The following is a 23,288-nucleotide window of genomic DNA, read 5'->3' on the forward strand; positions in this document are numbered from 1 at the left end:
GAGCGACACCACCGCTGTCGTACGAGGTCGACGATGTCGCAACCCGGCGTGCGCGACCGTTGCGCGCGCGCACGAGCGACACCACCGCTGTCGTGCGACATCGACCATGTCGCAACCCTGCGGACGTACCCTCCCGCCCACACCGAGCGACAGCACGCCCGCTGGACGACGGGTCGACCGCCCCGACCGGCACACGCGCGCGTCCCGTCCCAGCGCGACCAGGAACCGACGGGAGGCGCGGTGCCAGCCGGCACCGCGCCTCCCGTCGGTCGGACCGTCGCGTCTAGCTCTTCGAGGCCTCGACGAAGTTGTTGCGGGGGTTGGTCTCCTTGATGAGGGAGGTCGCGTCGCGACCGGAGACCGCACCGGTCACCCAGCCGATGACGATGCGGGCCTTCCGGTTGAGGGTCGGCATCGCGTACACGTGGTACGAGCGGTGCGCGAGCCACGCCAGCAGGTTCGTCATCTTGATGCCCTTGATGTTCGCCGCACCCTTGGCGACACCGTAGGACGCGACGGTGCCGATCGACGGGTGGCGGTACTCCTCGAGGGGCTTGCCGGTGATGCTCGCGACGATGTTGTCGGCGACCACGACGGCCTGACGCACGGCGTTCTGCGCGTTCGGCGGGTAGTACGCCGGCTGCTTCTCGGCGGTCAGGTCCGGGACCTGCGCGACGTCGCCGAGACCCCAGACCCCGGGGACGACCTCGTGGGTGTCCTCGCTCTCGACCTGGAGCTTCGCGTTGGCGGCGAGGTGGCCCTTCGGCCCGCGCGGCAGGTCCGACGCGTCCAGGAGCGGGTTCGGCTTGACGCCGGCCGTCCAGACGAGCAGGCCGGTGGCGAACTCGTCGCCGTCCGACAGCTTGACGACACCGCCCTCGCAGCTCGGCATCGTGGTCTTCAGGCGGACGTCGATGCCACGGGCGCGGAGGGACTCGAGGGTCCACTTCGACAGCTCGGGGCCGACCTCGGGGGCGACGCGGTCGAGTGCGTCGATGAGCACCCAGCGGGGGTGCTCGCCGGCGAGCGACGGGTAGGTCCCGATGGCGGCCTGCGAGACGTCGAAGAGCTCGCCGATCGCCTCGACGCCGGTGTAGCCACCGCCGACGAAGATGCTCGTCAGCAGGCGACGACGCTCGTCCTCGTCACGCGTGGCCGCGGCCTTCGCGATGTTGTCGAGGAGCTTCGCGCGGACGTAGGCGGCCTCTTCCACGCTCTTGAACCCGACGCCGAACTCCTCGAGCCCCGGGGTCGGGAACGTGCGCGTGACCGAACCGAGGGCGACGACGAGGTGGTCGTACCCGAGGGTGCGGTCGTCGCCGCCGGCGGTGGCGACCGTGACGGTCTTGTCGGCAGCGGTGATGCCGGTGACCTTGCCCTGGATCACCCGGGTCTTGCGGAGCGCGCGACGCAGCTCCACCGTGACGTCCTTCGGAGCGATGTGGCCGCCGGCGACCTCCGGCAGGAACGGCAGGTACGTGTAGTACGTGTTCTGGTCCACGAGCGTGATGCGCATCGGCACCGTGGCCGCGTGCTTCTGGAGCTGCTTGACGGTGCCGTAGCCGGCGGAGCCGCCACCGAGGACGAGGACGTGAGGGATCGAGTCTGCCATTCCCCCGGTCTACCGGACATCGGCTGCGCGTGTCACGAGGCCGCGCCGTCGCGCGGCCGATCCCTGAGCCGCCACCACGCCGTCTCGGCCAGTTCGACCCCCGTGTAGACGCCGTGCTGGGTGCGCCGGGACTCGGTCAGCGAGAAGCGCCGGAGCCGGTAGCCGCCGCCGAACCGGTCGATGATCGCCTCGGGTGAGGACTCCGGGTCGCGTCGGACGTACCAGGTGCGGTCGTCGACGGGCTCGATCACGGGCGGTCCGTCGGGCTCACCGGCGGCCACCGATGCGGGAACGCAGGACGTCGATGCGCTTCTGGATCTGCTCGATGCTCGCCTGGGCCACCGCGGGGCCGCCGCTGATCCGTCGGAGCTCGGCGTGGATCGCGCCGTGGGGCTCGTTCGAGTGGCGCGACCAGATCGACACGAGGCGGGCGAGCTCGGTCCGCTGTTCCTTGATCGTCTGGTACATCGGACGGTCCTCGGGCTCGGCGGCCTTCGGGAGGCCGTCCTTCACCGTCCGGCCCTTCGAACGCTTCGCCTGGGTCGCCTGCCGCGCGCGCAGCAGGTCGCGCACCTGGTCCGGTTCGAGGAGCCCGGGGATGCCGATGAAGTCGAGTTCCTCGAGCGAGCCGACCTCGCCGCCGGTGCCGAACTCACCGCCGTCGTAGAGCACCCGGTCGAACGACGCCTGCGAGTCGAGCGCCTCGAACGGCTGGACCTCGAGCAGGCTCTCGGACGCGCGGTCCTCCTTGTTGGCCTCGGCGACCATCGCGTCCTCGGGGTTGTACATCCCGTCGTCGACGTCCTTCGGGCGGTCGAGCGCGTGGTCGCGTTCGAGCTCGAGCGTGGCGGCCAACGCCATCAGCCCGGGGACGCTCGGCAGGAAGACGCTCGCGGTCTCGCCGCGGCGACGGGCACGCACGAAGCGGCCGATCACCTGGGCGAAGAACAGCGGGGTGCTCGCGCTGGTGGCGTAGACGCCGACGCAGAGCCGCGGGACGTCGACGCCCTCGGACACCATGCGCACCGCGACCATCCACCGTGAGGTGTCCTCGGCGAAGGACTGGATGCGGCTCGACGCAGCGACCTCGTCGGAGAGCACGACCGTGGGTCGCTCCCCCGTGATCCGCTGCAGGATGCGCGCGTAGGCGCGAGCGGTGGTGGTGTCGGTCGCGATCACCAGGCCACCGGCGTCGGGGACCCCGCGGCGGACCTCGGTCAGCCGCTTGTCGGCCGCGGAGAGCACGGCGGGCATCCACTCGCCCTCCGGCGAGAGCGCCGTGCGCCACGCCTGCGCGGTGATGTCCTTCGTGACCGGCTCGCCGAGGGAGGCGGACATCTCGTCGCCCATGCGCGTCTTCCAGCGCATCTGCCCGGCGTACGCCATGAACAGGACCGGCCGGACGACGCCGTCCTTGAGCGCCCTGCCGTAGCCGTAGTTGTAGTCGGAGATCGAGGTGCGGATGCCCTGCTCGTCCGGCGCGTACTGCACGAAGGGGATCGGCGCGGTGTCCGAGCGGAACGGGGTGCCGGAGAGCGAGAGCCGGCGGGTGGCCTTCGAGAATGCCTCGCGGATGCCGTCGCCCCACGTCAGGGCGTCCCCGCCGTGGTGGACCTCGTCGAGGACGACGAGCGTGCGGCCGCCCTCGGTGATCTTCTGGTGCACCTCGGGGTTCATGCCGACCTGGGCGTAGGTGATCGCCACGCCCTGGTAGTGGCGGCCGAACATCCCGTCGCCGTTCTTGAACATCGGGTCGATCCGGATGCCCACCCGGTCGGCGGAGTCGGCCCACTGGCGCTTGAGGTGCTCGGTCGGGGCGACGACGACGATGCGGTCGACGGTTCCCCGGGCCAGGAGCTCGGTCGCCAGGCGGAGGGCGAAGGTCGTCTTCCCCGCCCCGGGGGTCGCGGCGGTGAGGAAGTCGCGCGGTTCCTTCTCGAAGTACTTCGTCAGCGCCTCGACCTGCCACGCGCGGAGCTTCGACGCGGTCCCCCACGCGGCGCGGTCCGGGAACGCCGGCGAGAGGTGCTGGACGGCGGAGTTGCCGGCGGCCTCGGCCGCGGCCACGGCGTCCTCGTGGGCGGCTGCGGTGGTTCCGTCCGTGCCGGACGCACCGCGGTCGGTGCCGGTCGCCGGTGCTGCCGCGGAGTCGTCCCACAGGGCCGCGGGCTGGTCCCCGTGCCCTGGCTGATCGGTGTACTCGGCTGCGCTCACTTCCCGAGATTCTACCGTCACCCTTCGTCCTGCCGAGCGTGCGGGACGCGCCCCTCGGGCGTGCCGCGGACCAGCGAGGCCGGTCGCAGCACGCCCGCACCGAAGCGCGCGGCGACGGCGTCGACGGTGGTCTCCGTCTCGCGCCACGGCGCGTCGTCGTCCCAGAGCGCGTTGCTCGCGGCGGCCGGCACGAGGTTCTCGCCGCGGACACCGATGAGCCGGATCCGGTTGCCGGGACGGTGCAGCACGTCGTAGAGCTCGACGGCTTCGCGGTGCAGTCGCTTCGCCACGTCGGTCGGCTCGGCGAGCGTCCGGGAGCGGGTGAGCGTGGTGAAGTCGGTGTACCGCACCTTCAGCGCGACGGTGCGTGCCTGGACGTCGGCACGGCGCAGTCGGACGGCCACCTTGTCGGCCAGACGGAGGAGCTCACGCGCCACGTCGTCGCGCTCGGTGAGGTCGCGGCCGAAGGTGACCTCGTGCCCGATCGACTTCTCGCCGACACCGCTCTCGACGGTGCGCGGGTCGCGTCCCCAGGAGAGGTCGTGCAGCCGCTGCCCGCCGGCGGGACCGAGGGCCGCGACGAGCGACCCGAGCGGGGTCGTCGCCAGGTCGCCGACCGTGCGGATGCCACGGCGCTCGAGGGTCTCCTGGGTCTTGCCGCCGACGCCCCAGAGCGCGGAGACCGGCTGCGGGTGCAGGAACGCGACGGTGTCGGCCGCCGGCACGACGAGCAGTCCGTCCGGCTTCGCCCGGCTCGACGCGAGCTTGGCCACGAACTTCGTCGACGCGGCGCCGACGGAGCAGTGCAGCCCGGTGGCCTCGAACACCGCGGCGCGGATCGCCCGGCCGATCTCCCACGGCGTGCCGTACAGCCGGATCGCGCCGGCGACGTCGAGGAAGGCCTCGTCGATGCCGAGCTTTTCGACGCGCGGCGTGAAGCGGTCGAACACCGCCATGACGGCGTCCGACTTCGCACGGTACTTCTCGAAGTGGGGCTCGACGATGACGGCGGCGGGGCACCGGCGTTTCGCGACGGCCATCGGCATCGCCGAGTTCACGCCGTACTTCCGCGCCTCGTACGTGGCGGCGGTGACGACGGAGCGGTCCGAGTCGTGCCCGACGATGACGGGGAGCCCGACGAGGTCCGGCCGGTCGAGGAGCTCCACCGATGCGAAGAAGGCGTCCATGTCGACGTGCAGCACGGTCGCCGTGACGTCGTCGACGGGGTCGTCGGAGACCAGCCGGTTGCGTCCGTCCTGCTTGCTCACGGACCGATGGTGCCAGACGCCACCGACACCGCCGGCGTGCCGGCCCGGCGGTGCTCGTCGGCGAGCAGCGCCAGCGCCTCGTCGATCCGCCCGACGGTGTGCACGGCGGTCTCGACGGCCTGCGCGTCCGGGCGTCCCGCCGCGGCGGCGACGGCTTCGTCGAGCTGGGCGTCGACCCGCACCCACGGTGCGGCCGGCACGTCCGGGTCCGCCCCGGCCACCGTGCCGTCCGCGAGTCCCGCGATCGACGCGGCGAGGCGCTCGGCCGCACCACGGAGCGCGGCGGGCGGGTCCTGCGGGGGCCCGTCGAGCCTCGCGGCCGCCTCGCGCGCGACCGTCGCAGCGGCCTGCAGGGCGGCGCGGGTCCTGGCGTCGGCCCGGGCGGGCCCGCCCGTCGGGAAGCGGACCATCGGACGCAGGACGGCGTCGAGCTGGTAGGTCGTGACGTCCACGGCGCGCGACCGGCCACGCAGGTCGACCACCGGACCATCGACGGACGGAGCGGAGGCACGACCGGCGCCCGTCCGGTCGCCCGCGTCCGCCTCGGCGTCGGCGTCCACCCCCACCAGCGCGAGCACGAACGCGCGGACCGCCAGCAGCTGCCGCCGCACCGCCCGACGGACCACGGCGCGGGTGGCGATCGGGAAGACGACCGCGCTGACGAGGACCGCGACGGCCGCTCCGAGGAGGTTCTCGGCGAGCCGGAACGCGACGAGCGAGTCGGTCAGGGTGCCGGAGAACGCGTACACCTGGCAGAGGACGACCACCAGGCAGGCGGCCCACACCGCGTAGACCCCGCCGAAGCCGTACGTGCCGACCGCGAGCAGCACGCAGACGAGGACGATCGTCACCCAGGGGTGCTCGGTGCCGAGCAGGTGCGCGAGGCCGAGCCCGACCGCTCCCCCGACGACGGTCCCGACACCGCGGTGCAGGGCCTTCCGGACGCGCTCGTGCGTCGTGTTGGTGCCGGCGAGGACGATCATCACGCCGATGACACCCCAGTAGAACCGGCTGCCGTCGAGCAGCAGGGCAAGTGGTTCGACGACCGCGACGGCGATCGCAGCGTGCACGGCGGTCCGGAGCGACGCGCTGAGGTGCCAGCGGCGCCAGGGACCCTCGGCGAGGGCGTCCGCGACGACGGGCACCGCGCCGGCCGGTCGGCCACCGGCGAGGACGACCGGCGTGGTGAAGGGCACGTGGGACCCGCGTCGCGGGAGCTCGTCGCGGAGCTCGCGCCACCGGAGTCCCGCGGACCGCAGGTCGGCGAATGCGGCGGCGAGGCGCCGCACCGTCGTGGTCGTCCGCGAGCGCTCGTCGGCGGCGGCGGCGGTGACGGCGTAGCGGGCGAGCAGCGTCTGTCCGGCGGCCCCGCCCTGGCCGCCGCCGTGCCGGAGCACGAGCGTGACGGCCCGGAGCGCGGCGTGCCGGACGTCCGACGGTGCTCCGTCCTCGACGAGCGCGCTGGCGAGGCGGCCGACCCCGTCGACCGCGGCGTGCGTGTCGAACACCAGACGGTGCAGCTCCTCGGCGACGGTGGCCGCGTCGACCCCGCTCGCGGCGAGCATCCCGTCGACGGTCAGGGCGATCTCGTGGTACCGGTCCCGGGCCCGTGCGAGGCGACGGAGTGCTCGCCGTCGGGCACGCGGGTCGTCCGCCGCGGTCCCCACCACCCCGGCGGCGAGGACCGCGGCGGACGCCTCGAGGACGTCGACCCCACGCGCCACGAAGCCGCGACGGGTCCGGAGCAGCGCCCGGTACAGGTCCGGCCGCAGCACCAGGCGGACGAGCGTCGTCACGGCGAGCGATGCGGCGACCACGATCCCGAGCGGCACCACGCTCGTCTCGGGCAGCGGCAGCAGGAGTCCGCAGAGGTAGCCCGCGAACCCGACGATCGCCGCGTCCGACGCCCAGACGCCCCACGACGCCGCGGCGAACTGCAGGAACAGCAACGCGACGATGAGGACGAGTTCGAGCAGCCGGAACGGGTGCAGGGCGATGCTCCCGGCGAGGGCCACGACGAACGGCACGAGCACCGCTCCGGTCCGGGCCGCCGTGCGTCCGGTGCCCGGGTCGACGATCACCAGGCAGGTGATGAACGCCGGCATCGCGCCGATCATCACGCCGAGGAGCGCCGGCAACCCGGCCGCGCTCGCGACGGCGGAGCCCACGGCCATGCCGGCCGGGACGGCGACGAGCGTCCGGAGCGCCCCGTCGGTCTTCACGAGCCCGGGGTCGAGCGCGAGGACGCCGTCGGCGATCCGCCGGCTGCGGGTCCGTCGTCGCGGGGCCGTCCGGCTGCTGGTCTCGGTCCTCAGCACGCTCCGGCCGCCTCCTGTCCCGTCGGGAGGCCAATGGTACCGGAATCTAACTACTTCCGGGGCGGGCCCGGTGCCGCAGCCGGGGCGAGGGGACCGAGCAGCGACGCCGCGATCGTCCGCGCCGCCGAGTCGCGGGTCGACGGGTGGTACTGGCCCGCGGACGTCACGGGCGAGGCGTGCGAGCTCGCTGTCCGCGCGGAACGCGCTGCCACCGACCACCCGCATGGCCTCGTCGACCGCGTGCTGGGCCGTGTCCACCGCCCGCGCCTTCGTCCCGACGAGCAGCGGGAACCACCGCGCCCCGAGGTCGTCCAGCTCGTCGACCGAGCGCGCGAGCGACGACACCTGCAGGTCGACGGCGTCGACCGCGCCCCGGACGTCGGCCAGCGCGCGGCGGACGTCCGGGTCCTGCGAGCGCGGGGTGCCGTCGCGGGCCGTGCGCGACCGCACCGCCGTCACCGCGAGGTCGACGGCCCGCGAGGCGATGCCGAGGTAGACCGAGGCGACGAGCAGCTCGAACGCCGCGAAGACGCCGAACACCAGCGGGTCCTGGTTCGGGCCGACGGGCAGCGAGCGGACGATGCGTGCGGCCGGGACGTGGACGCCGTGCAACCGTGTGGTGCGGCTCTGCGTGGCCCGCATGCCGAGCGTGTCCCAGTCGTCGAGGTGCTCCACGGCGCCGTCGGAGCGCAGCACGAACCCGTGGACGAGCCGCGGCTCCGGCCCGGTCTCGTCCTTGCCGAAGACGCTGAGCACGTCCCACGCCGGAGCGAGCGAGGTGGACACCTTCGTCCCGGTGAACCGGTACCCACCGTCGCCGTCCGGCTCCGCCGTCGTCGACGAGTCGAACAGGACGGCGTCGTTGCCCGGCTCGCTCACGCCGAAGGCGAGCAGGTGGTCGTCCGCCGCGTGGTCCGTGACGGTCTGGAGGAACGACCCGCCCCGCGCGGTCACGCTCCGGGCCGCCTGCACCCACACCTGGTGCATGCCGAGTCCGAGCGCGGTCGCCGGTGCGGCCTGGGCGAGGCGACGCTGGACGACGCTCGTCGCGGCGAGCCCGAGACCGGAGCCGCCCTGCTCGGTCGGGACGCCGATGCGCAGGTAGCCGGCGTCGCGGAGCTCCTGGAGGTCCTCGGCGCAGAACGCGTTCTCGGCGTCGTAGCGCGGGGCGCGCTCGGCGATGCGGTCAAGCAGGTCCTCCGGCAGGGTCCAGCCGGACGCCGCCGTGTTGGCCTTCGTCATGGCACGAGACTATGGTCCGAGTCGTGTCAGATCGTCATCCGTGGTCCAGGTACGTCGCGATCGGTGACTCGTTCACCGAGGGCATCGGTGACCCGGACCCGACGGTGCCCGGTGGCAACCGCGGCTGGGCCGACCGCGTGGCCGAGGTGCTGGCGCACCAGTCCGAGGACTTCGCCTACGCGAACCTCGCCGTGCGCGGGCGGCTGCTGCAGCAGATCATCGACGAGCAGGTGGAGCCGGCCCTGGCGCTGCGTCCCGACCTCGTCACGGTCTCGGCCGGCGGCAACGACATCATCCGTCCCGGCTCGGACCCCGACGAGCTCGCCGAACGGGTCGACCGGATGGTCGAGCGGCTGCGGAGCGACGGCGCCACCGTGGTGCTCTTCACCGGGCCGGACGTCGGGATGACCCCGGTGCTCGGCATGGTGCGCGGCAAGACCGCGATCTACAACGAGAACCTGCACGCCATCGCCCTCAAGCACGGCGCGATCGTGGCGAGCATGTGGGCGCTCCGCGTCCTCCGCGACCCGCGGATGTGGGCACCGGACCGGCTGCACCACTCCCCGATCGGGCACGCCACGGTGGCCGCTGCCGTGCTCGACGCGCTGGGCGTCGAGCACGGGCTCGCCCCGTTCAACCCGGAGCCGCTCGAGGCCCGGCCGTGGCGGGAGGCTCGCGCCGAGGACCTCGGCTGGGCCCGCGAGTACCTCGTGCCATGGGTCGTCCGGCGCATCAAGCACACGTCCTCCGGCGACGGTGTGACGCCGAAGCGTCCGGAACTGCAGGACGTCGTCGAGCACCGGTCCGACACCCCGTAGCGTCCCCGCGACCCGGCCGCTGCCGGTCAGTCGGCGGGACGACGCAGGCTGAGCGGGCCGTCGTGGAGCGGCTGCGTCTCCCACACCGCCGTCACCGACCCGGCGCTCGTGTCGAGGCGCAGGTGCAGCAGGTGCGGCGTCTCGACGAACCGGACGTCGACGAGCACCGTGCCGTCCGGGGCGGTCGCACCGCTCGCTGCCAGGGGGCCCTCCTCGGCCCACGCTCCCTCGCCCACCGGCACGGTGAGGGTGCCGCCGTCGACGTCGATGGTGGCCCGCCAGCCGTCGCCCTCGGGCGTGAACGCCAGGCGGTCGAGCCCCTCGCCGTGGAAGGGACCGGCGGCAGCGAGGTCGGGGAGCCGACCACCGCCGACCGGGGGCAGCCCCAGCGAGGCGAGTCGCGCCTCCAGACCGGCGTCCGCGGCCGGGTCGGGGTCCGCAGCGTCGACGGCGGGCAGGAGGTGCCGCCAGACCGCGTCCAGCACCGCCTGCATGTCGAGGCTCTGACCGGTCACCGCGAGCACGACGTCCTGCTCCGGCAGGACCACGCAGAACTGCCCGTACGCGCCGTCACCGCGGAAACCGTGGCGGGCCATCCAGAACTGGAAGCCGTACCCCTGCCGCCAGTCCGGGTTCTCCTCCGCCGGGTTCTCGACCTGCGTGCTCGTCGCCTGCGCGACCCAGTCCTCGTCGAGGATCCGCTCCCCGTCCCAGACCCCGCGCTGCAGGTACAGCTGCCCGAGCTTCGCCACGGACTCCGTCGTCGCGTGGCAGCCGCTGAAGCCCAGCTCCGCGCCACGGTCGTCGCGACGCCACGCGAGGTCGTCGATGCCGAGCGGGTCGAGCAGCCGTGGTCGGAGGTACTCGACGAGGGAGACGCCGCTCACCCGCCGGACGATCTCACCGAGCGTGTACGTGCACGGCTGGTTGTAGGCGAAGACCGAACCCGGCTCCTCGTCCGGCGGGAGCAGCAGGAACCCGCGCACGGTGTTCGTCGGGTCGATCGCGGTGGCGCGGTCGAGCGTCTCCTCACGGTGTCCGCTGGCCATCGCGAGCACGTGCCGGACCCGCATGCGTCGGCTGCGGTCGTCGGTGACCTCGCCGTCCAGCTCCGGGAAGTACGACAGGACCGTGGCGTCGAGGTCGACGAGGCCCGCCCGGACGGCGATGCCGACCGCCGCCGCGGTGAAGCTCTTGCTCAGCGAGTAGAGCAGGTGGACGCGGTCGGGACGGTACGGCGCCCACCAGCCCTCGGCGGCGACCTGGCCGTGGCGGAGCAGCACGAGCCCGTGCGGCTCCACGCCCGGGGTGGTCTCGAGGGCGTCGAGGAGCGCCGCGATGCCGCGGGCGTCGATGCCGAGGGTGGACGGGGCAGTGCGGGGGAACGTCGTCGTCACCCGTCCGACACTACGACGCCGCGCTCCGGCCGGCCAGGCTCACGCGCCCTGGAAGGGGTTCGTCCACCGCCACCACACGCCTGGGTCGTCGATCGACCGCTCGAGCACGAGCGGCACCGTGACCGGCGCGTGGTCCGAGACGGTGAAGCGCACCGAGCCGACCCGCTCCCCCTTGGTCCCGAGCGTGACGCGGTCGAGGTGCGTCTTCGCGGCGACCGTCGTCCTGCCCCACACCAGGACCTCGGAGGCCGTCCGCGCCACGGCGTCGGCCTCGTCCTGCCACGGGGTGGAGAACGTCCCGAAGGTCTGCCCCGCGTGCGTCAGGGTCACGACCTGGAAGTTGTCGGCGACCGAGCGGAGCAGTCGCTGCACGTCCGCGTCGAGCGAGTCGTGGTCGACTCCGCCCAGCATGGCCCCGACGACGGTGACGGTCCTGCCGCCGCGCTCGTAGGTCGCGGCGAAGAGCAGGCAGGCACCGGCCTCGTCGAGGGTGCCGGTCTTGATGCCCTCGACCCCGTCGAGCCCGAGGAGCTTGTTCGAGTTCTCGATCGCGCCCGCGCCGGGGACCGTCACCTGCTTGGTGCCGACGACCTCCTTCACGACGGGGTTCGCGAGCGCGAGCTGCCCGAGCCGGACGAGGTCGGTGGCCGTCGACCGGTTGGCGGCGTCGAGACCCGTCGGCTCGTCGATCGTGGTGTGGTCGAGGCCCTGCCGGTCGAGCCAGGCGTCGGCGGCGTGGTCGTAGGCGTCGAGCGAGCCGAAGGCCCAGATGGCGAGCGCGCCGGCGTAGTTGTTCGCCGACTTCATGAGCATGACCTGCAGCGTCTGGTACTCGGAGAGCTTCAGTCCGGCCGGCATCGGAGCGACCTCGCCGTTCACCGCGAGGTACTTCGCGTAGAGCCCCTGCATCTCGGCGTTGAAGGCGATCGACGGACCGGTCTCCCCCGTCCGCAACGGCTTCGCGTCGAGGACGACGAGCGCGGTCACGACCTTCGAGATGCTCGCGATCGACCGTGGCTTCGTGTCCCCGCTCCTGCGCAGGCTCTCCGGGAAGTCCGTGGCCTCGACCGCGGTGGCGCCGTACCCGGGGAAGCTGAGGTCGGGGACCGAGGTCGTCGGCGCCGAGTAGGTCGTGGTCGAGGCGCTCGCCGGGGCGAACGGCACGACGGCCGCGGCGACGAGGTACCCGGCGACGAGCACGAGCACGGCCACGACCGCGATGGTCACCGGCCTCCGGACGGCGGAGCGAGGGCGGCGGACGACTCGTGGCACGGCACCAGAGCGTACCGGGGACCCCGTCCGGCGGCCTGCGAGGACGCGCCCGTGTGACGGTCGTGTGAACTCTGGTCCGACCAATGGACCGACCGGACCACGCTCCCCTACGGTGCTGCTCATGGAACCCGCTCGCACCCTCCGTCGTGGCAGCAGCCTCGCGGCTGCGACGGCAGCGCACCTCGGTCGTCTGGTCCTCGAGGACCTCGCGCCGGGCGACCGCCTGCCTCCGGAACGGGTGCTCGCCGAGGAGCTCGCGGTGTCGCGGGCGACCGTCCGCGACGCCCTGCAGGAGCTCGAGCGCCGACGCCTCGTCTCCCGCACGCCGGGTCGCGGCACCGTCGTCCTGGAGCGTTCCGCCGAGGCCGCCGCCATCCTCGACGGGATGGTCGACGGGCCGACGGGACGCGGTCACGTCGCCGAGTTCCGCGCGGTGGTCGAACCGCAGGTCGCCGGCCTCGCCGCGCTGCGCGCCGACGAGTCCGACCTGGTCGGTCTCGAGCAGGTCCTCGCCGCGACGCACGCGGGCCTCAGCCCCGAGGAGTCGCTCGCCCGCGACGTCGCCTTCCACGTGCAGGTCGCGCGGGCATCCGGTAACCCGCTGTTCGTCACCCTCGGCGAGGTGAGCGCCGGCTGGGTGGAGGACGTCCGAGCGGAGTCCCACCGCACGAGCGAGGGCCGCCGGTCCTCGTTCGACTGGCACCGCCGCATCCTCGACGCGATCCGGGCGCACGACGAGGACGGTGCCCGCCGAGCGATGGCGGACCACCTGGCCGACGTCGCACGACTGGTCGAGGACCGCGCACCCGACCCGCACGAGAGGAACCACCCGTGACACCGCTGCAACCCGGATCCGGACCGGTCCATGCCGCCCACTACCTGCCCGTCGAGGCCGACCGGATCACGTGGGGCCGGCTGCCGGACGCCCACGACCGTCCCGCCCTCACCGTGGCGCCCGGCACCGAGGTGACGATCGACACGGTCAGCCACGAGGGGATCCTCCCCGACCAGGGCAGCGACCCGGTCGCGTTCTTCGCGCGGCACGGGGTCGCCCCGGAGTCGGTCCTCGAGGACGCCGTGGCGATCGCGCGCACGGCCCGACGGGACACCGAACGCGACGGCCCCCACGTCGTCACCGCACCGATCGCGATCGACGGTGCCGAACCGGGGGACGTCCTCACGATGACCGTCGTCGAGACCCTGCCGCGCGTCCCCTACGGCGTCGTGTCGAACCGTCACGGCCGCGGTGCACTGCACGGCGAGTACCCGGTCGACGGCACCACGGTCAGCGTCTTCGCCGACGTGGTCACCGACGGCGACGGCAGCTGGGGCCGCATCCCCCTGGCCGCCGACCGGGAACGCTTCGCGCGGTTCCCGCTCGCGCCCTTCCTGGGGATCATGGGCGTCGCGACCCCCGACGGGCGCCGACACTCCGTCCCGCCGGGTCGCCACGGCGGGAACATCGACGTGAACCTGCTGCAGACCGGCGCCCAGCTGCACCTGCCCGTGCTCGTCCCCGGCGCCCTCGCCTACGTCGGCGACCCGCACTTCGCCCAGGGCGACGGCGAGGTCGCGCTCACCGCGATGGAGGCGTCCATCCGCGCGACGGTGCGCTTCGACCTCACGCCGAGCGCCGACGCCGCAGCCCGGTTCGGCGACCTGGTCTGGCCACTCGTCGAGACGCACGAGTTCCTCGTGCCGACCGGTCTCGACGAGGACCTCGACGAGGCGGTCCGGGCCTGCGTCCGGCACGCCATCGCGATCCTCGGCGCGCGCTACGGGATGGAGCCGCACCTGGCCTACGCGTACCTCAGCGCCGCCACCGACTTCAACATCTCGCAGGTGGTGGACCTCGTGACGGGCGCCCACGCCCGCATCCGGAAGAGCGACTTCGAGGGGGCACGATGACCGCCGACCGACCCGAAGGACAGGCACCCGCCGGCGACCGCGGCGTCCAGGCACCCGCCGGCCTCCTCGCCGCGCTCGACGCCTACGAGGCGGCCCTCCTCGCGAACGACCTCGACGCCCTGGACGACGCCTTCGCTGCCGGCCCCGACACCGTGCGCGGGGACGACCGCGGGCTCCTGGTCGGGCACGACGCCATCAGCACCTTCCGCGGCGTCCGCGGCGGCGTGCCGGAGCGCCGGCTCACCAGGGTCGAGGTCCGCACCCTGACCGACGACCTCGCCCTCGTCGTCTCCGTCTCCGCCTTCACCGCGGGCGGTCAGGGGCTGCAGACCCAGCTCTGGCGCCGCACCGACGACGCCTGGCGGATCGAGGCGGCGCACGTCACCGGCCGACCGAAGGCGTTCGACACGACGATCTGGCGCACGGTCGGCGACCCCCTCCTGCCCGCGACCGGCGCCGGTGCCCTCGACGGCACGACGGTCGCCGTGAAGGACCTCTACGCGGTGGCCGGCCACCCGGTCGGTGCCGGCAACCCGACGCACCTGCTCGAGTCCCCCGCGCAGCCCGTCTCGGCCGCGGCCGTCGCCGCGCTCCTCGCCGCCGGCGCCGCCGTCCGCGGCATCGCCAGGACGGACGAGTTCGCCTACAACCTGACAGGGCGGAACGAACACCACGGCACCCCGCCGAACGGTGCGGTCCCGACGGCTCTGCCTGGAGGCTCGTCCAGCGGATCCGCATCGGCCGTCCGCCTCGGGATGGCCGAGATCGGTCTCGGCACGGACACCGCGGGCTCGGTGCGGGTCCCTGCCTCGTACCAGGGGCTGTGGGGCCTCCGGACGACGCACGGCACCGTGTCCCGCGACGGGCTGCTGCCGCTCGCGCCGTCGTTCGACACCGTGGGGTGGCTGACCCGCGACCCGGAGCTCCTCGTGCGCGTGCTCGAGGCCTCGCTGCCCGACGGACCGACCGACGCGGGCCCACCCGGGGTGCCGACGGTCGTCACCGACCTGGTCGACGCCGCCGGACCGGCGGTCCAGCGGGCCTTCCGGTCGTTCGTCGACGCGCTCCCGGGTGCCGACGGCGCCGGGACCGCCGTCGCCGAGGTGACCCTCGCCGACCTCGGGATCCCGCCGCTCGAGGACCTCCGCGAGACCATGCGCCTGGTGCAGGCCGCCGAGGCCACCGCCGCGCACGGCCCGTGGATCGCCGCGCACCCGGGAGCGCTCAGCACCGTCGTCGGCGACCGGTTCGCCGCGGCCGCCGCGAACCCGCCGGACCAGGTACGCCGTGCCGTCGCGCGCCTCGAGGAGGTGCGCGCCGTGATCCGGCGGGCCGTCACGGGCCGGGTGCTGCTCTTCCCGACGACCCCGGGCCCGGCCCCGTCGCTCGCCGCGGACACCGCCACGCTCGAACAGACCAGGACCGCCACCACCGCGATGACGAGCCTGGCCAGCGTCGGCGGGCTCCCCGCCGTCAGCGCACCGGCCCTCACCGTGGACGGCGCACCCGTCGGGATCTGCCTGGTGGGCGACGTGGGCACCGACCGCACCGTCGTGCGCACCGCCGGGCGGCTGGTGCGGGACGGGGGCGAGCCGCGCCTCCCGGTCGGCGCAGCCTACTGACGGGCGCGCTGCGCGTGGGCGACCGCCCACAGACCGACGGCGCTCGCCGCCGCCACGTTGAGCGAGTCGACGCCGTGCGACATCGGGATCCGGACCGTCGTGTCCGCCGAGGCGATCGCGGCTGCGGTGAGGCCCTGGCCCTCCGTGCCCATCACCAGTGCCACCTTCCCCGGGACGTCCGCGACGAACGCGTCGAGGTCGACCGAGCGGTCGGTGAGCGCCATCGCGGCCAGGTGGAAGCCCTGCGCCCGGAGTTCCTCGCCCGCCGCCGGCCACTCGCCGATGCGCGTCCACGGCACCTGCAGGACCGTCCCCATGCTCACCCGGACGCTCCGACGGTAGAGCGGATCCGCGCAGCGCGGGCTGACCAGGACCGCGTCCGCACCGAGCCCGGCGACGCTGCGGAAGACGGCACCGACGTTCGTGTGGTCGACGATGTCCTCGAGGACGACGACGAGCCGCGCGTCACGGACCACGTCGGCGACGTCGGGGAGCGCCGGTCGCTGCATCGCGGCCAACGCGCCGCGGTGCATGCGGAAGCCGGTCAGGTCCTCGAGCAGGGCGTCCGGGCCGACGAAGACCGGTCCGTCGTGCTCGGCGACGAGCGGCAGGACGCTGTCGAGCCACTTCTCCTGCACGAGGACGCTCCGGGGGACGTGCCCGGCGCGGACGGCGCGCTCGATCACCGTGTTCGACTCGGCGATGTACAGGCCGCCCTCGACCTCGCTCACCCGGCGGAGCGCGACGTCCGTCAGCCGGGCGAAGTCGTCGAGGCGGGGGTCGTCGAGGGAGTCGATGCGGACGGCGTGCACGGGGCTCGTTTCGGTCTGGTGCGGCGGTCGGCCCTCGGCGTCGGACGGGCGGCGGCCAGCCGTGGGACGTGCTGGGAAGTGACCGGGACGGTCGGCTGTTGAGGGTACCGTGAACACGATGGCCACGAGCGAACAGCCCAGCACGGCGGACGCTGCCGCGTCCGTGGCGGATGCCGACACGTCCTCGCCCGCCGACTCGAGCGCGGCGGACCTGGACCGCGCCGTCGAGCTGCTCGCCGGCAAGCGGATCGCCGTGCTCTCCGGCGCCGGGCTCAGCACCGACTCCGGCATCCCGGACTACCGCGGCGAGGGCCGGGTGGTCCGGAAGCCGATGACCTTCCAGGAGTTCCTCGCCGACCCCGCCAAGCGGCAGCGCTACTGGGCCGGTTCGCACCTCGGTTGGCGCACCTTCGCCGCCGCACGGCCGAACACCGGGCACCGGGCACTCGCCGGTCTCGAGCGGGACGGCGTCGTCACGGGGATCATCACGCAGAACGTCGACGGTCTCCACCTCCGTGCGGGTTCCCGCCGGGTCGTCGAGGTGCACGGTTCGATGGACCGCGCCGTGTGCCTGACCTGCGGGCAAGTGTTCTCCCGCGCCGACCTGGCCGCGGTGCTCGACCGCGAGAACCCGTGGATCGACGAGCCCGGGTCCGTGCAGCTCCAGCCCGACGGCGACGTCGAGATCACGGACGTCGAACGCTTCCGGGTGCCGGATTGTTCGGTGTGCGGTGGTGTGCTGAAGCCCGACGTGGTGTTCTTCGGTGAGTTCGTCCCCGCCGAGAAGTTCCGCGAGGCCGTCTCGATCGTCGCCGAGGCCGAGGCCCTGCTGGTCGTCGGCTCCTCGCTCACCGTGAACTCCGGCGTCCGCCTGGTCGACCACGCCACCCGCCGCAAGCACCCCGTGGTCATCGTGAACCGGGGCGCGACCCGCAGCGACCGACGTGCGGCGGTGAAGCTCGACGCCGGCACCACCGAGACGCTCCAGGCGCTGGCGGAACGGCTGGACCCGTCTGCGATGATCGAGCGGTGACGACGCTCCTCTACCTGGTCCGGCACGGCGAGACCGACTGGAACGCGCAGCGGCGCATCCAGGGCTCCACGGACATCCCCCTCAACGCGACCGGGCGCCGACAGGCCGCCGAGACGGCCGTCCTGCTGGGTCGGCGGCGTTTCGACGCCGTCGTGGCCTCGCCCCTCGCACGGGCGTTCGAGACCGGCTCGATCATCGCGGATCACCTCGGCCTGCCGACCCCGGCGACCGAAGCGGGTCTGGCCGAACGCTCCTACGGCGAGGCCGAGGGCCTCACGAACGACGAGGTCCTCGAGCGGTACCCGCACGACGACGTCCCCGGCCGCGAGTCGCGGAGCGCCCTGCTCGCCCGCGTCACCGAGACCCTCGGCGAGATCGCCGTCCGGTTCGACGCCGGCGCCGTCGTGGTCGCCACCCACGGCGCCGTCATCCGGAGCGTCGTCAACGCGGCCGCTCCCGGCACCGTCGACCGGCACGACACGCCGATCCGGAACGGCTCGGTGCACTCCTTCCGGTGGGACCCGGAACACTTCCACGCCGAACTGGTCCGGTTCGACGACCCGATCGACGAGGTCTCGGACGCGCCGGGACGCTTCGCGTTCGAGTACCAGAACCCGCTCGAGCGACGCGGGTAGTGCCCGGGGTCCGCAGGCCGGCAAGCGGGTCGCCCGGCGGGTCCGGCCGGCGGGTCCGTGCACCTGGGCGCCGCTGTCGGTGGCGTCGTACTAGGCTCCGAGGAACTCGCAGACCCGTGCGCGTGAGGGGGCCGGCATGACCATCGACGATCCGGGCAGCGGTGGCGCCCGGCCCGGATGGCCACAGCCCGCCGAGCCCGACGACCTCGACCGCGCGTTCGGCCCCGACACCGCGTCGGCCCCGGTCCGGACCCCGAAGCAGCGCGTCGGCCGCGGAGCCCTCGTCGCCGGCGGTGTCGTGGTCACCGCGGTCGTGATCGCCGTGGTCCTCCTCACGATCGTCGGCAGCGTGCAGGACGGCGTCGGCGGCGTGTTCCCCCGCCCGCAGGCCGCACTCGACCGGTTCCACTCCCTCGCCACGGACGTCGACGGCGTCCGACGGGTCGAGGACCAGGACCCCACCAAGACCTCGTTCGCGAGCTACGACGTGCAGTCCACGGTCACGCTCGAACCGACCCTGTCCGACGCACGTCGCACCGCCGCCGTGCGTGCATTGCAGCAGGCCGCCGACGACGTCAGCGGCAACGGGGTGCGCGTCTTCGCGGTCGCGGACCTCGGTGCGCTGCAGGTCGGGATCTCCGCCGACCGCGACGCGACCGACCGGCGGCTCGCTCTGGCGCGCCAGCTCGACGCGATCGGCGGCGTCTCCGGCGCGCGCTGCTCGTGGGCTGACGACGCGCCCTCGGACGAGCCGTCGGAGCAGACGGTCACCGTCGTCACGCACGGCACCGGGAACGCGCTCGGTGCCATCGTCGCGAAGGCCACGCAGGAGACGCACACGGTGTTCCCGGGGGCCGCTGTGGAGTCGGCGGCGCCCTGACACCCGCCGCCGCGGGTCAGCGCCGCGGCGGATCAGCGCCGCGGCGGGTCAGCGCCCGGCGCGCTCCGACACCGCGCGCTCCACCGCGCGCACGACCTGCTCGGCCGAGTCCTCCCACCGGAACCGGCCCGCCCGGACGACCGACGCGTCCGAGGCGTCGTCCCACCGGGCCTCGAGCCGACGCACCGCCGCGGCGACGGCGGACGGCGACGACGGGTCGAAGTACTCCGCAGCCGCACCGCCGATCTCACGGAAGATCGGGATGTCGCTGACGGCGACCGGGGTGCCGACGCCCATCGCCTCGACGAGCGGGATGCCGAAGCCCTCGTCGTACGACGCCGTCACCAGGGCCGTCGCCGAGCGCAGCACGGAGCGGTACTCGTCGTCCGAGGCCCCGTCGTGGAACACGATCGACCCCGTCGGCGCGAGCCCGGTCAGGCGCGTTCGGTCTGCCTCGGACACGCGGGACATGCAGTGCAGCACCCAGTCGGCACCGAGGAGCGGCAGCGCCGCCGCCAGGGTCTCGACGTTCTTGTACGGCATGAACGACCCCATGTACACGAGCGAGCGCTCGCGGACCCCGCCCGCCGGCCGACGCTCGGCCGGATCGGCGGCGTTGTACGCGACCGTGACGGGCCGCTTCGTCAGGCGGTGCTCCGCGATCAGCCCGGCGGTGGTCTCGGAGACCGTGACCACGCCGTCCGCTCCGTTCAGCAGCACGCGCTGCGGCACCCAGCTCAGGTGGAACGCCCGCCAGCCGAGGCGCAACGGCCACGAGAACTCCCGCGGGGGTGTCCGGTTCCGGTAGTAGATCAGGTCGTGCAGGGTCAGCACGAGCGCGTAGTGCCGACCGCGTGACCCCATCGTCTGCATCGGCGAGAAGACGGCGTCGAGCCCCAGCCGGTCGACCTTCCGTGCGACGAAGGGCTCCCCCGCGTCCGTCGGGGCCGGCAGGAGTTCCCAGGGCATGCCCGCGGGCAACGACTCGAGCTGCCGTTCGTCGTGGACGAGCAGCGTGTAGTCGTGCCGGGCCGGCAGGTGTGCGACGACGCCGGCGGTGAACCGGCTGATGCCGTCGTGGCGGCCGATGCGGACGTACCGGCAGTCGATGCCGATGCGGAGCCGGCTCACGAGGCGGCTCCGTCGGTGCTGCCCTGGCCCAGCGCGTCCACGTCGGTGCGCTCGACCGGCTGGCGGGAGGCGCGGCTCTTCGCGTCCCGGTCCTTCGCGTCGCGGGCCTTCGCGTCGCGCTTCGACCGCTTGGGCGCGTCCGCCATCCGTCGCAGCACGGCCGCGGCCGCCACGTCCGGCGTCTCGTAGTGCACGAGGTGTCCCACCTCCGGCACCACGACCAGTTCAGCGTCCTGCAGCCGCCGGGCCATTGCCTGCTGCTCGGGGACCGCGGTGATGTCGTCGTGCTCGGCGGCGACCATGAGCACCGGAACCGTGATCCGGTCGGCGTACTCGGACACGTCGTGGGTGACCGAGGTCCGGAAGGCCTCGAGCACGCTCGTACGGTTCGCGAACGCCGAGAAGTACCGGTCGTGCTGGTCGTGCACCCACCGCCGGAGGTCACGGTCGTGCGACTTGAGCATCGCGATGCTCATCGCCCGGACGATGACCGGGTTCCGGAGCAGTCCGAGGCCGAGGGGCTTCGGCAGCAGCGCGCCGGCACGGTAGTACCCGATGGCGATCCCGGTGCCGACGGCGCGCGGGCCCTGCAGCGCGGGCGCGGCGATCGGGTTCACCAGGACGAGCAACCGGGTGTCGAGTCCGGCCGCGACGGTGGCGGCGACGACGATCGACCCGAAGGAGTGCCCCAGCACCACGGTGTCCCTGCCGAGGCCCAGCGCCGCGTGGAACCCGCGCAGCCACCCGACGTAGGAGTCGATGTCCGAGACCGGCAACGGGTCCGACACGCCGAACCCGGGCAGGTCGGGCACGATGACCCGGACGCCTCGCAGGTGCGCCGCGATCGTCTCGAGCCCGTGGTGGTCGCCGCGGAAACCGTGCACGGCCAGCACGGTCTGCTCGGCGTCGGCCGGCCCGTAGACCCAGTAGTGGGTGGTGCGGCCGTCGACCTGGACGGAGCGGTGCACCACCGGGGTGGCGGCCATCAGCGACTGGTACGGGGAGAGGACGGGTGGTTGCATCCCGGCCAGTCTACGAACGACGCCCGCGCACCCACGTCGCCGCACGGCGAAGGTGGAGGACCCGCCACGGCGACCCGCCTGTGGAGGACGACCCGCGCCTCCCGTCCGCCCTTTCTCCGGACAACCGGAGCACCGGCGGCCTAGCGTGTCCAGGGTGACGTTCACCGCCCCGATCCAGCTCCCAGGCCTGACACTGGACCCGCAGTGGTACAAGCGCTCGGTCTTCTACGAGTGCATGATCCGCTCGTTCGTCGACTCGAACGGTGACGGGATCGGTGACCTGCAAGGGGTCATCGGCAAGCTCGACTACCTGCAGTGGCTCGGGGTCGACGCGCTGTGGCTCCCGCCGTTCTTCAAGTCGCCGATGCGCGACGGCGGCTACGACATCGCCGACTACAAGGCGATCCTGCCCGAGTTCGGCACGCTCGACGACTTCCGCGAACTCGTCACCAAGTCGCACGAGCGCAACATGCGCATCGTCATCGACATGGTGATCAACCACACGAGCGACCAGCACGAGTGGTTCCAGCAGTCGCGCGAGGACCCGGACGGGCCCTACGGCGACTTCTACGTCTGGCGGGACACCGACGAGGACTACTCGAACATCCGCATCATCTTCGTCGACACCGAGGAGTCGAACTGGACGTTCGACCCGGTCCGCCGCCAGTTCTTCTTCCACCGCTTCTTCTCGCACCAGCCCGACCTGAACTTCGAGAACCCGGCCGTCGTCGAGGCCGTCTACGACGTCGTCCGACACTGGCTCGACCTCGGCGTGGACGGCCTCCGGCTCGACGCGATCCCGTACCTGTTCGAGTCCGAGGAGGGCAACGGCGAGGGCGAGCCGGAGACGCACGAGTTCATCAAGAAGCTCCGCGCGATGGTCGACGACGAGTACCCGGGGCGCGTCCTGCTCGCCGAGGCGAACCAGTGGCCGCGCGAGACCGCCGCGTTCTTCGGCACCGACGAGGAGCCCGAGTGCCACATGGCGTTCGACTTCCCGGTGATGCCCCGGATCTTCTACTCCCTCCGCGCGCAGCACGCCGCCGAGCTGAAGGCGATCCTGTCCGAGACCCTCGACGTGCCGGCGAGTGCCGCGTGGGGCGTCTTCCTCCGCAACCACGACGAGCTCACGCTCGAGATGGTCAGCGAGGAGTACCGGCAGGCCATGTACGGCTGGTACGGCTACGACCCGCGGATGCGGTCGAACATCGGCATCCGCCGACGGCTCGCCCCCCTGTTGGACAACTCCCGCGCGGAGCTCGAGCTCATCCACGCGCTGCTGTTCTCGCTGCCCGGATCCCCGTTCCTCTACTACGGGGACGAGATCGGGATGGGCGACAACATCTGGCTGCCGGACCGCGACTCGTCGCGCACGCCGATGCAGTGGACGCCGGACCGCAACGCCGGGTTCTCCACCGCCGACCCCGGGAAGCTCTACCTGCCCGTCGTGCAGTCCCTCGTCTACAACTACGCCCAGGTGAACGTCGAGGCGCAGCTCGCCCAGTCTCGGTCGCTGCTGCACTGGGTGCGGAACGTCATCCACGTGCGGAAGGCGCACCCGGTGTTCGGGCTCGGCACCCTGCAGGTGCAGGAGACCACGAACGAGTCCGTGCTGGCGTTCGTCCGCTCGTGGGAGGGCTCCGGACAGCAGTTCGGCCCGTCCGCCGAGGACGTCCTCTGCGTCTTCTCGTTCGCCACGAACCCGACGTCGGTGACGATCTCGGCGCCGGAGTTCGCCGGACGACCGCTGTACGACCTCTTCGGCGGCGGCTCGTTCCCGTCGTTCGACGAGTCGGGGTCGGTCACGTTGACGATGGGGACGCAGTCGTTCTACTGGCTGCACGTCGGCGCACCGGTCCAGTAGCGATTCGGCCCGTCTCCGGGAGGCGCGGCTCGTCCACGCTGGGCGGTTCGCGCTGGTCGCGCGGGTCGGGTCGGTGCGGGCCTGCCTGGAGGCGCGGCTCACCCCCGCCAGGCGGGTCGCGCGGGTCGTGTCGGTGCGCGCCGTTAGCCTCGTGACGTGACGTACTCCGCAACCGCGCTCGACACGCCCGCCGCCGAACCCGGCGCGCCGCAGGACCTCGCCGGTCGACCGTGGTGGCAC

The 23,288-nt window shown here is 73.2% G+C and carries 18 protein-coding genes; 8 read left to right on the forward strand and 10 right to left on the reverse strand.

What is annotated here, in order from left to right:
• Positions 1 to 283: 283 nt before the first annotated feature.
• The 5 genes from AAEP86_RS13125 to AAEP86_RS13145 form a co-directional block, all read right to left on the reverse strand.
• Positions 284 to 1,612 carry an NAD(P)/FAD-dependent oxidoreductase gene (locus AAEP86_RS13125; protein ID WP_420367774.1) on the reverse strand — a complete coding sequence of 443 codons (1,329 nt, stop codon included), beginning with the start codon at positions 1,610 to 1,612 and terminating at the stop codon, positions 284 to 286.
• A 32-nt stretch (positions 1,613 to 1,644) separates the two neighbouring features.
• Positions 1,645 to 1,863 (reverse strand): hypothetical protein, encoded by a 219-nt coding sequence (locus tag AAEP86_RS13130; protein ID WP_420367775.1) that lies wholly within the window; start codon positions 1,861 to 1,863, stop codon positions 1,645 to 1,647.
• Between the two features lie 16 nt (positions 1,864 to 1,879).
• Complete coding sequence (locus AAEP86_RS13135; RefSeq protein ID WP_420370486.1) at positions 1,880 to 3,679, reverse strand: DEAD/DEAH box helicase; 1,800 nt, start codon at positions 3,677 to 3,679, stop codon at positions 1,880 to 1,882.
• Between the two features lie 164 nt (positions 3,680 to 3,843).
• Entirely contained in the window at positions 3,844 to 5,094 is a 1,251-nt protein-coding gene (gene dinB, locus AAEP86_RS13140) for a DNA polymerase IV (RefSeq protein WP_420367776.1), read from the reverse strand.
• Positions 5,091 to 8,654, reverse strand: coding sequence for an FUSC family protein (locus tag AAEP86_RS13145; protein WP_420367777.1), 3,564 nt, complete (start codon positions 8,652 to 8,654; stop codon positions 5,091 to 5,093). Before AAEP86_RS13145 ends, dinB begins: the two co-directional genes overlap by 4 nt.
• A 23-nt stretch (positions 8,655 to 8,677) precedes the next feature.
• On the opposite strand from AAEP86_RS13145, the gene AAEP86_RS13150 reads away from it, so the two are divergent.
• Positions 8,678 to 9,472 carry an SGNH/GDSL hydrolase family protein gene (locus tag AAEP86_RS13150; protein ID WP_420367778.1) on the forward strand — a complete coding sequence of 265 codons (795 nt, stop codon included), beginning with the start codon at positions 8,678 to 8,680 and terminating at the stop codon, positions 9,470 to 9,472.
• 26 nt (positions 9,473 to 9,498) lie between these two features.
• On the opposite strand, the gene AAEP86_RS13155 is transcribed toward AAEP86_RS13150, so the two are convergent.
• Positions 9,499 to 10,869, reverse strand: a complete 1,371-nt coding sequence (locus AAEP86_RS13155) for a serine hydrolase domain-containing protein (RefSeq protein WP_420367779.1) — start codon at positions 10,867 to 10,869, stop codon at positions 9,499 to 9,501.
• Between the two features lie 39 nt (positions 10,870 to 10,908).
• A complete protein-coding gene (locus AAEP86_RS13160) occupies positions 10,909 to 12,141 on the reverse strand; it encodes a D-alanyl-D-alanine carboxypeptidase family protein (RefSeq protein ID WP_420367780.1) in 1,233 nt (410 codons plus the stop codon).
• Between the two features lie 121 nt (positions 12,142 to 12,262).
• On the opposite strand from AAEP86_RS13160, the gene AAEP86_RS13165 reads away from it, so the two are divergent.
• From AAEP86_RS13165 to AAEP86_RS13175, 3 genes are read left to right on the forward strand one after another with little or no spacing between them, the layout of a single operon-like run.
• Positions 12,263 to 12,976 (forward strand): FadR/GntR family transcriptional regulator, encoded by a 714-nt coding sequence (locus tag AAEP86_RS13165; protein ID WP_420367781.1) that lies wholly within the window; start codon positions 12,263 to 12,265, stop codon positions 12,974 to 12,976.
• Complete coding sequence (locus AAEP86_RS13170) at positions 12,973 to 14,049, forward strand: acetamidase/formamidase family protein (RefSeq protein WP_420367782.1); 1,077 nt, start codon at positions 12,973 to 12,975, stop codon at positions 14,047 to 14,049. Before AAEP86_RS13165 ends, AAEP86_RS13170 begins: the two co-directional genes overlap by 4 nt.
• Positions 14,046 to 15,671: an AtzH-like domain-containing protein gene (locus tag AAEP86_RS13175; protein ID WP_420367783.1), complete on the forward strand. Its 1,626-nt coding sequence runs from the start codon at positions 14,046 to 14,048 to the stop codon at positions 15,669 to 15,671. Before AAEP86_RS13170 ends, AAEP86_RS13175 begins: the two co-directional genes overlap by 4 nt.
• On the opposite strand, the gene AAEP86_RS13180 is transcribed toward AAEP86_RS13175, so the two are convergent.
• Positions 15,665 to 16,483, reverse strand: coding sequence for a TrmH family RNA methyltransferase (locus AAEP86_RS13180; RefSeq protein WP_420367784.1), 819 nt, complete (start codon positions 16,481 to 16,483; stop codon positions 15,665 to 15,667). The two genes, AAEP86_RS13175 and AAEP86_RS13180, sit on opposite strands and share 7 nt — an antisense overlap.
• 118 nt (positions 16,484 to 16,601) lie before the next feature.
• Here AAEP86_RS13180 and AAEP86_RS13185 point away from each other — a divergent pair, with 118 nt between their 5' ends.
• From AAEP86_RS13185 to AAEP86_RS13195, 3 genes are all read left to right on the forward strand, one after another.
• The gene (locus AAEP86_RS13185; protein ID WP_420367785.1) at positions 16,602 to 17,516 is read left to right on the forward strand and encodes an NAD-dependent protein deacetylase; all 915 of its coding nucleotides are present in this window, start codon (positions 16,602 to 16,604) and stop codon (positions 17,514 to 17,516) included.
• Positions 17,513 to 18,151 (forward strand): histidine phosphatase family protein, encoded by a 639-nt coding sequence (locus AAEP86_RS13190; RefSeq protein ID WP_420367786.1) that lies wholly within the window; start codon positions 17,513 to 17,515, stop codon positions 18,149 to 18,151. Before AAEP86_RS13185 ends, AAEP86_RS13190 begins: the two co-directional genes overlap by 4 nt.
• Positions 18,152 to 18,287: 136 nt before the next feature.
• Entirely contained in the window at positions 18,288 to 19,031 is a 744-nt protein-coding gene (locus tag AAEP86_RS13195) for a hypothetical protein (RefSeq protein WP_420367787.1), read from the forward strand.
• 48 nt (positions 19,032 to 19,079) lie between these two features.
• Here AAEP86_RS13195 and AAEP86_RS13200 read toward each other — a convergent pair whose 3' ends face one another.
• Both AAEP86_RS13200 and AAEP86_RS13205 read right to left on the reverse strand, forming a co-directional pair.
• Complete coding sequence (locus AAEP86_RS13200; protein WP_420367788.1) at positions 19,080 to 20,162, reverse strand: glycosyltransferase family 4 protein; 1,083 nt, start codon at positions 20,160 to 20,162, stop codon at positions 19,080 to 19,082.
• On the reverse strand, positions 20,159 to 21,184 hold the full coding sequence (locus AAEP86_RS13205) for an alpha/beta fold hydrolase (RefSeq protein ID WP_420367789.1): 1,026 nt from the start codon (positions 21,182 to 21,184) through the stop codon (positions 20,159 to 20,161). Before AAEP86_RS13205 ends, AAEP86_RS13200 begins: the two co-directional genes overlap by 4 nt.
• A 154-nt stretch (positions 21,185 to 21,338) precedes the next feature.
• On the opposite strand from AAEP86_RS13205, the gene treS reads away from it, so the two are divergent.
• Complete coding sequence (gene treS, locus AAEP86_RS13210) at positions 21,339 to 23,048, forward strand: maltose alpha-D-glucosyltransferase (protein WP_420367790.1); 1,710 nt, start codon at positions 21,339 to 21,341, stop codon at positions 23,046 to 23,048.
• Positions 23,049 to 23,288 lie beyond the last annotated feature (240 nt).

The organism is Curtobacterium sp. L1-20, from assembly GCF_048755855.1.
GTDB lineage: Bacteria > Actinomycetota > Actinomycetes > Actinomycetales > Microbacteriaceae > Curtobacterium.